We start from the raw sequence: 6,233 nt of genomic DNA, 5'->3' as shown, positions 1-6,233 counted from the left end.
TAATCATCAGTTCGAAAACACAATTAACCGCGTATAATATTTTGGTTATTTTTTATGGGGATATACCAATAACAATCTACTATTCGAGAAAATAATTTTCATCAACAGCCTGAGGCTATTCCTATTTCAACCGCTTGCGCTTGTTGATCTCTTGGTTGCGGCCAGGCTATTCATGACTCTGATGAGGAGAATGCCAACTCCAGGGAAACATCGATAAAAAGAGCATGTGAAACTGAGACTCCTCTAGCCCTCCTTGTGAGGGCTTTTTTTTTGGGGGTTGATGCACTTCGCTTGTTAAATATTGAGTCTTTTCTAGAATTTAAAGGCGCTTTGCTATGTCAGGTAAAGCTGTCGTTCAGAAATACCCGTGTGCTCAAGGACGAGCCATCCCTAGTTTTTCCTTTCCAGCTCTATCTGCCTAATGCCTGCGAAATTATTGTTGCCCTTCTCAATCACCGCCAGCAGCGGCTTTATCCACAAAACAGCCTGGCAGTACGTCATTGAGCTGGCGGCAGGGGCACTATCATCGGCTGCGTCAGGTCCGTCGGTATCGGCGTGCATTGCGCTGGAACGTAAACGGTACGCGTATTCGAGCAGCCCACCAGCAATGTCAGCAGGAACAGGCAGATCACAGGTTTTTTCACGGCGGAGAATCTCCCGGTATTCGATTACGGTTTCTTCGGTGCTGGTGTCGATCAGGGAGTTAAGCCTGTTGGCATGTTCTGCAATCTGATTGAATCGATTGAAGTTGAGTGCTTGTGAGGCGATCACCAGCCCCTGCAAAGAGTTGTCACTTCGCAGAACATCGTTATCGCTCTGAAGGCTACTGGCGTCTGAGCAGCTCTTAACGAGAGCGACCGAAAGGCCAGCAATAACGACAACGCCGATAAGACCCGGATTAATTTTCATTGGTACAGCCCCCAACACGTCAGTGCACTTTCCTGATCGCGCCGCTCGACCTGCCCATAACAGCCATGCTTCTGGCCTTTAGTCAGACGGCAATCTCGTCCACCGTCCTTAATCCACCAGCGGATTGCCTCGCATGCACCGATGCGGTCACCTGCGTTGATGCGCTTATAGAAGGTCGATGGGAAGCATTTACCGGGGCCGATGTTATACGGGCAGAAGGATGCAATACCCACCTTCTGTGGCTCTGTCAGAGGCACTTTGATATTGCGATCAACCCAGGCTAATGCCTTATCGCGTTCAATAGCGTTAACCTTCTGGCATTGTTCCTCAGTGGCCGTCATGCCTTTAACAACAGGCCTGCCATCGATAACGGTCACGCCGTGACATAATGACCAGACCCCACCCGGATCAACAACGGCCACCAGCGCATTGCCTTCTTTCTCGCTGATGAATTGGTCGAAAATGAGTGGAGCAGATGCCCCTGACGCGATTAGTGCCAGCACTGCTGCGCTAAGCTTTGCTTTGTTCGACATCATTCACCCCGCGCAGCTTTGCGGCGATCCGCTTTGATTTGGAAGTACAGACTCGTTAACCACGTCAGCAAACCAAACATGAGGCTACCGAGCACACCAATGGCCGCCCATTGAGATGGGGAGACTTTATCGAGGAGCTGAAGCAACCAGTATCCGGTCCCCCCTCCCGATGCGCCGTATGCAATACCCGTCGTGATTTTTTCCATTCGATACATGCTCTCACCTCGCTACGTTGCGGGTGTCCAGTTGAGGTAATAAAAAGGGCCGCGATAGCGACCCAAGCATTTATTCCCCTGCCAGCTGCCTTACCTCACTTACCGTCTGGTTGAAACGTTCCTCTTCCAGTTCTACGCCGATAGCCCGGCGGCCCAGCTCAATGGCTGCTTTAACAGTTGATCCCGAGCCCATAAAGAAATCAGCTACCACATCGCCGGGCCTGCTGCTGGCGTTGATGATTTGCCGCAACATCTCAGCGGGCTTTTCGCACGGGTGTTTGCCTGGATAGAACTGGACGGGTTTATGTGTCCAGACGTCTGTATAGGGCACGGCTACTGTCACAGAGAAATGCCGCCGAAGAGATTTGTACTCTTCAAGCAGATCAAGGTATTTCCGGTTCAACGAATGCCATGTGGCCACCAGCTGGTGATGCGGTGCTTTGAGTTCAGAGGCGCGGTGCTTCTCAATGGCGATCTGAGTGAACAATTCCTGCAGCTTTTCGTAATCCTGCTCGTTCGGTAGTTGCCACTGACTGGCACCGAACCAGTGAGACGCCATATTTTTCTTTCCGGTGGCGTCAGCTATTTGCCTGGACGTGACCCCCAGTTCGGCTCGTGCATCCCGAAAGTAGGTGATTAACGGAGCCATGACGTGCTGTTTGACCTCGTTGCTTTTCTCAGCAAACCCGTCGCTTTTCGGCTTATATGGCCCCTGATAATGTTCAGCGAAAAGGATGCGTTCCGTCGCGGGGAAGTAAGAGCGCAGGCTTTCTTTATTACACCCGTTCCAGCGCCCTGATGGCTTCGCCCAGATAATGTGGTTCATGACGTTGAAGCGTTCACGCATCATGATCTCAATATCAGATGCAAGTCGGTGACCTGAAAACAAATACAGGCTGCCGGCAGGCTTAAGCACTCGCCAGAACTGGGCAAGACACATATCAAGCCAGCGAAGATAGTCGGCGTCACCGTTCCACTGATTATCCCAGCCGTTCGGCTTCACCTTAAAATAAGGCGGATCCGTAACAATAAGGTCAATGGTGTTATCTGGGAGGGTTGCGAGGTATTGCAGGCAGTCAGCGTTGATAAGCTCAACACTGTTTATATTTACAGTATTTTTCATAGATCCGTAAGCGTAACTCTGATAGGCTCACTATGCTTTTGCGCTAAAGCAGTGGGCCTTGATTAGCTTGTGACCTGTAAGCATGAGCTGATGGCTGGTTGGGTGCGACAACACCCACCAGCCGCCCATTTCCACAATGGGGTACTCCATTATAGGAGCGCGTAATCAGTTTCCGATAGTATCTACCAGGCTGGTGATTTCTTTACGTCTTCTTTCAATGTATTTGAAACATTGTCGACTACATTTCCCTTGCGAATATCCTAAATCATAACCAGAACCGTCTCCCCCTTTAATTGCAATATCTGTAGTTTCATTAAGTTGATCAAAAAATTCTTTATCTTCTTGGTCATTCAAGTCTAAATAGGAATCAAGAAGCATTTTGCTTTCTATCATTAAATGAGTTTTACTAATAATAATATTATTTAACTCTATTTTTTGCTTAATGCTTTCATCATCAATTTTATCGATAAGTCTCTGGAAGCTGACTTTACTCTGATATACCTCTACATGATATTTCATAAAGCCCACAAAAGCCGTTCTAACTTCTTTGCATACATCTTTTTTTAGTTCTATTTCAGTAGCAAGTCTGGTGTTTAACTTTAAAGCCATTAACTGCTGCTCAATGCCTAAAGAAAATTGCTCGCTTTGATATCTAACATTACGTTTAAACTGAAAATATGAAAAAAGTAGTGCAAGGAAAGAAATTAATGCTGGAATTATTGCAATCGCAAATTTACTGAGTGAGTCCCACAATCCGACATCATTACTCACTTTAACTGTAACTACGTGATCGAGAGGCTTCAACACCTCTAGAAGGCTCAATAAGTCCATGATGATTTCCATTAAAAAGAAATACATCATAACAAAAAACCCCGCCTGAGCGAGGTTGGATGTAACTATGACAAAATATCAAATTAGCTTCAAATATGGCTCATTTTGTTGCATTTTGCAAGCCCAATTGAGGGAGTTAGTGAAAGTTACCTCACATTTCCGCCACTTTCAGTTCTTGGTACTCTTCGTACCGTGACAAAATTTCGCTTAGTGCCTGGCTGTCCATCTCAGTAAACGACGCTTTGAAAGCCGCCCAGTGTCTTGAATACACCCTGAGCCAGGTGGAACGCTCAACGCTGACCATGCGCGCCAGAGCTGCACCAGCATACTCCTGATAGGTATCGTTATTACGCGAGGCAGCAACTTCTTGCGCCGCCAGCCAGACAAGCCCAACCAGTTTTTTAGTGACACGGTCCTGGATTTTTTTGCCGCTATGCTGACGCTGGAACTCTTCCCATACGTGCTGGCACATTAACCTCTGGTACCGGAAAGCAAGGTCATGCCCATAGCAGTACCGCACCCATGCCTGCAAATGCTCCCCCAGACCATTGACCGAACGACGCCATGCTGAACAAGCGAACTCCGCATCCTTAATAGGCGGTAAAGGTCGGCGACGGCTCCTTGTCTCAAGAACATAAAGTGGAGTGGCCATCGTTTTCACAACCTTGGATCCACAACCTTCCCCACCCTCCATCACGATTTCAGGATGGCGCCGGGGGTATTTGTTCTTATCTGCTGGTGGATGCTCACTGAACGCCTGCAGCTGTCCTTTTGTCGATCCTGATAAATCCGCCAGCGCGCGGCGCAGTTCAATCCGCGTAAATTCCAGTTCTTGTAAATTCATTATGCTCAGCGCTCCATACGATTACGCTTTTGTTATTACGCCGATCGCCAGCGCTCGATTCATAAACCGGAATAGCAGCTCCAGCTGGGTACCGTGTTTTTTCTCGAACGCTGCAACATCAGCATGTAATTTGTCGTGACACTCTCTGCACAGAGGGATCGCGAACAAATCGTGTGCTTTAGTGGCGGTACCGCCCATGCCGTGACCAATGACATGGTGTGGATCATCCGCTGGCCGCCGGCAACCTTCACAGGGCTGGGTTTTAACCCACCGGGTATAGTCCTCATTCACCCACCTGCGGTGTTTTGGGCGCAACATGAATGATTCAGGGGATTCAGGATCCGCATGCAGAGCCAGAACCTTTGGCTGGTCATAGACCACTTCCTGATTTGCTCCATGCTTTAATTTCGCAGCCGTGACCGCAGGGGTGACCTTCTTCTGCAAAAAGCTTTTTGCGGGGGGCATCGGCACAATGTCACTTTCTCGATATACGGATAAAAACGGCCCGTCCGGTAAGCGAAGCGCACGCTGGGCCATCCTTTCCGTGATTGCGTCAGCAATGCCTGAGTAAACGGCCCACCAGCACAATTCACCGAGGGATAGTTCACGCTCTTTGTTGTAGCCCAGCGAAGACAGGATGGAACTGATCAGCCAGTTAATGAGATTACGCCGGGCCAGTTCTGCCAGCGCTGCGGTGGTTTGCTCGCGCAGCTGGTTATCGCAATGCCAACAGAGCAACATTGATCCGGGGGGATGTCGCATCGTTACCAGCTCATGATGGTGATAATCAGTGTGCGGGTACTGGCATTCCTTCACGTTACGCTCTAACCAGGATTCCAACGCGGTCAAACCGCCTGCTGCACGGATTACTCTCTCGTCGGTGAAGAATTCCTCGAGGGACTTATCTTCTGCCAGCGGCTGCCTGGCATCAGGGACGAGGCCCGACGGAAGCCCAGCCATGCTTTTTGGCTGAGGCTCCACCAGCACACGCCCCTGTTGAAACAGAGACATCAGTTCGCTGCCCGGCTTTAACACCACAAGCCCCAGGCGCGGAACAGTCTCGGCTGTAAACAGTCCTCTCACGCGGCATGCCCCTTAGCGATGTGTGCCGTCCACAGGCCGCCGATCCACTCGATGCCTTTGGGTGTAAAACGTGCCTGGCTAAAGGCGTAGTTTGTTTCACTCGTGGTGCCAGTTTTCACTTCAAACCGCCCGGCAGCAATGTGCTGGTGCCGCGGTGTCAGCACTCCACTGAGCCGGTACAAAATGCCGCTCTCAATGAGGAACAAGCGGAAATCGGTCTCTTTGGCCTGCAACAGCTTTGCCACCTGGCGGAAAGACATTGAGCCTTTAGCAGTACAATACCGATCGACAAACTCAACTTTCGGCGCGGCAGCGGCTAACTGCTGGGCCAGTTGTTCTTTCTGCTCGGCCAGATCCGCGGCGAGACGTAATGCCTCCGGCAATGTTTGCGGGACACTTACGGCCTGACTGTTCTCCAGCTCTTGCCAGCGATCGACAACAGCGGCGGTAAATTCTGGCGACATCCTGGCGACGATCACCAGAGAATCACGTTTGTTGAACCAATACTCCTCGTAGGTTTGCCCGTTTTGCGGGTGTGTGTAGGGGGTGTGCGCCAACGGCGCGGTTAAAATACCAGCAGATGCAAGGCGCTCAGCTGAGCGCTTCACATCACCATGTTTGCTCTGCACCAGCCTGGCAATTTCACGGCTGGACATTGTCACAACACCCTTTGCGGTTAACTGATTCATGCTATT

The 6,233-nt window shown here is 50.0% G+C and carries 8 protein-coding genes; all 8 read right to left on the bottom strand.

Annotated features, from left to right (window positions below):
* Nucleotides 1-390: 390 nt before the first annotated feature.
* On the bottom strand, nucleotides 391-909 hold the full coding sequence (locus E0L20_RS16795) for a hypothetical protein (RefSeq protein ID WP_131634940.1): 519 nt from the start codon (nucleotides 907-909) through the stop codon (nucleotides 391-393).
* Nucleotides 906-1,442: a lysozyme gene (locus tag E0L20_RS16790; RefSeq protein ID WP_131634939.1), complete on the bottom strand. Its 537-nt coding sequence runs from the start codon at nucleotides 1,440-1,442 to the stop codon at nucleotides 906-908. The genes E0L20_RS16795 and E0L20_RS16790 overlap by 4 nt, the downstream gene beginning before the upstream one ends.
* A complete protein-coding gene (locus E0L20_RS16785; RefSeq protein WP_000286102.1) occupies nucleotides 1,442-1,657 on the bottom strand; it encodes a class II holin family protein in 216 nt (71 codons plus the stop codon). Before E0L20_RS16785 ends, E0L20_RS16790 begins: the two co-directional genes overlap by 1 nt.
* Before the next feature lie 70 nt (nucleotides 1,658-1,727).
* Entirely contained in the window at nucleotides 1,728-2,780 is a 1,053-nt protein-coding gene (locus E0L20_RS16780) for a DNA-methyltransferase (RefSeq protein WP_131634938.1), read from the bottom strand.
* Nucleotides 2,781-2,945: 165 nt separating this feature from the next.
* A complete protein-coding gene (locus E0L20_RS16775) occupies nucleotides 2,946-3,611 on the bottom strand; it encodes a hypothetical protein (RefSeq protein WP_131634937.1) in 666 nt (221 codons plus the stop codon).
* A gap of 151 nt (nucleotides 3,612-3,762) precedes the next feature.
* Nucleotides 3,763-4,455: a bacteriophage antitermination protein Q gene (locus E0L20_RS16770; RefSeq protein WP_131634936.1), complete on the bottom strand. Its 693-nt coding sequence runs from the start codon at nucleotides 4,453-4,455 to the stop codon at nucleotides 3,763-3,765.
* A gap of 21 nt (nucleotides 4,456-4,476) precedes the next feature.
* Entirely contained in the window at nucleotides 4,477-5,538 is a 1,062-nt protein-coding gene (locus E0L20_RS16765) for a DUF968 domain-containing protein (protein ID WP_131634935.1), read from the bottom strand.
* Nucleotides 5,535-6,227: a phage antirepressor KilAC domain-containing protein gene (locus tag E0L20_RS16760; RefSeq protein ID WP_131634934.1), complete on the bottom strand. Its 693-nt coding sequence runs from the start codon at nucleotides 6,225-6,227 to the stop codon at nucleotides 5,535-5,537. The genes E0L20_RS16765 and E0L20_RS16760 overlap by 4 nt, the downstream gene beginning before the upstream one ends.
* Between the last annotated feature and the right edge of the window lie 6 nt (nucleotides 6,228-6,233).

Source organism: Enterobacter wuhouensis, from assembly GCF_004331265.1.
Lineage (GTDB): Bacteria > Pseudomonadota > Gammaproteobacteria > Enterobacterales > Enterobacteriaceae > Enterobacter > Enterobacter wuhouensis.
The sequence above is the reverse complement of the archived record's forward strand: the minus strand, read 5'-3'. Positions and strand labels throughout refer to the sequence as shown.

What these genes read in the sequence shown, in the direction of transcription:
- E0L20_RS16795 (WP_131634940.1), bottom strand. Translation starts at nt 909, where the DNA reads ATGAAAATTAATCCGGGTCTTATCGGCGTTGTCGTTATTGCTGGCCTT.
- E0L20_RS16790 (WP_131634939.1), bottom strand. Translation starts at nt 1,442, where the DNA reads ATGTCGAACAAAGCAAAGCTTAGCGCAGCAGTGCTGGCACTAATCGCG.
- E0L20_RS16785 (WP_000286102.1), bottom strand. Translation starts at nt 1,657, where the DNA reads ATGTATCGAATGGAAAAAATCACGACGGGTATTGCATACGGCGCATCG.
- E0L20_RS16780 (WP_131634938.1), bottom strand. Translation starts at nt 2,780, where the DNA reads ATGAAAAATACTGTAAATATAAACAGTGTTGAGCTTATCAACGCTGAC.
- E0L20_RS16775 (WP_131634937.1), bottom strand. Translation starts at nt 3,611, where the DNA reads ATGGACTTATTGAGCCTTCTAGAGGTGTTGAAGCCTCTCGATCACGTA.
- E0L20_RS16770 (WP_131634936.1), bottom strand. Translation starts at nt 4,455, where the DNA reads ATGAATTTACAAGAACTGGAATTTACGCGGATTGAACTGCGCCGCGCG.
- E0L20_RS16760 (WP_131634934.1), bottom strand. Translation starts at nt 6,227, where the DNA reads ATGAATCAGTTAACCGCAAAGGGTGTTGTGACAATGTCCAGCCGTGAA.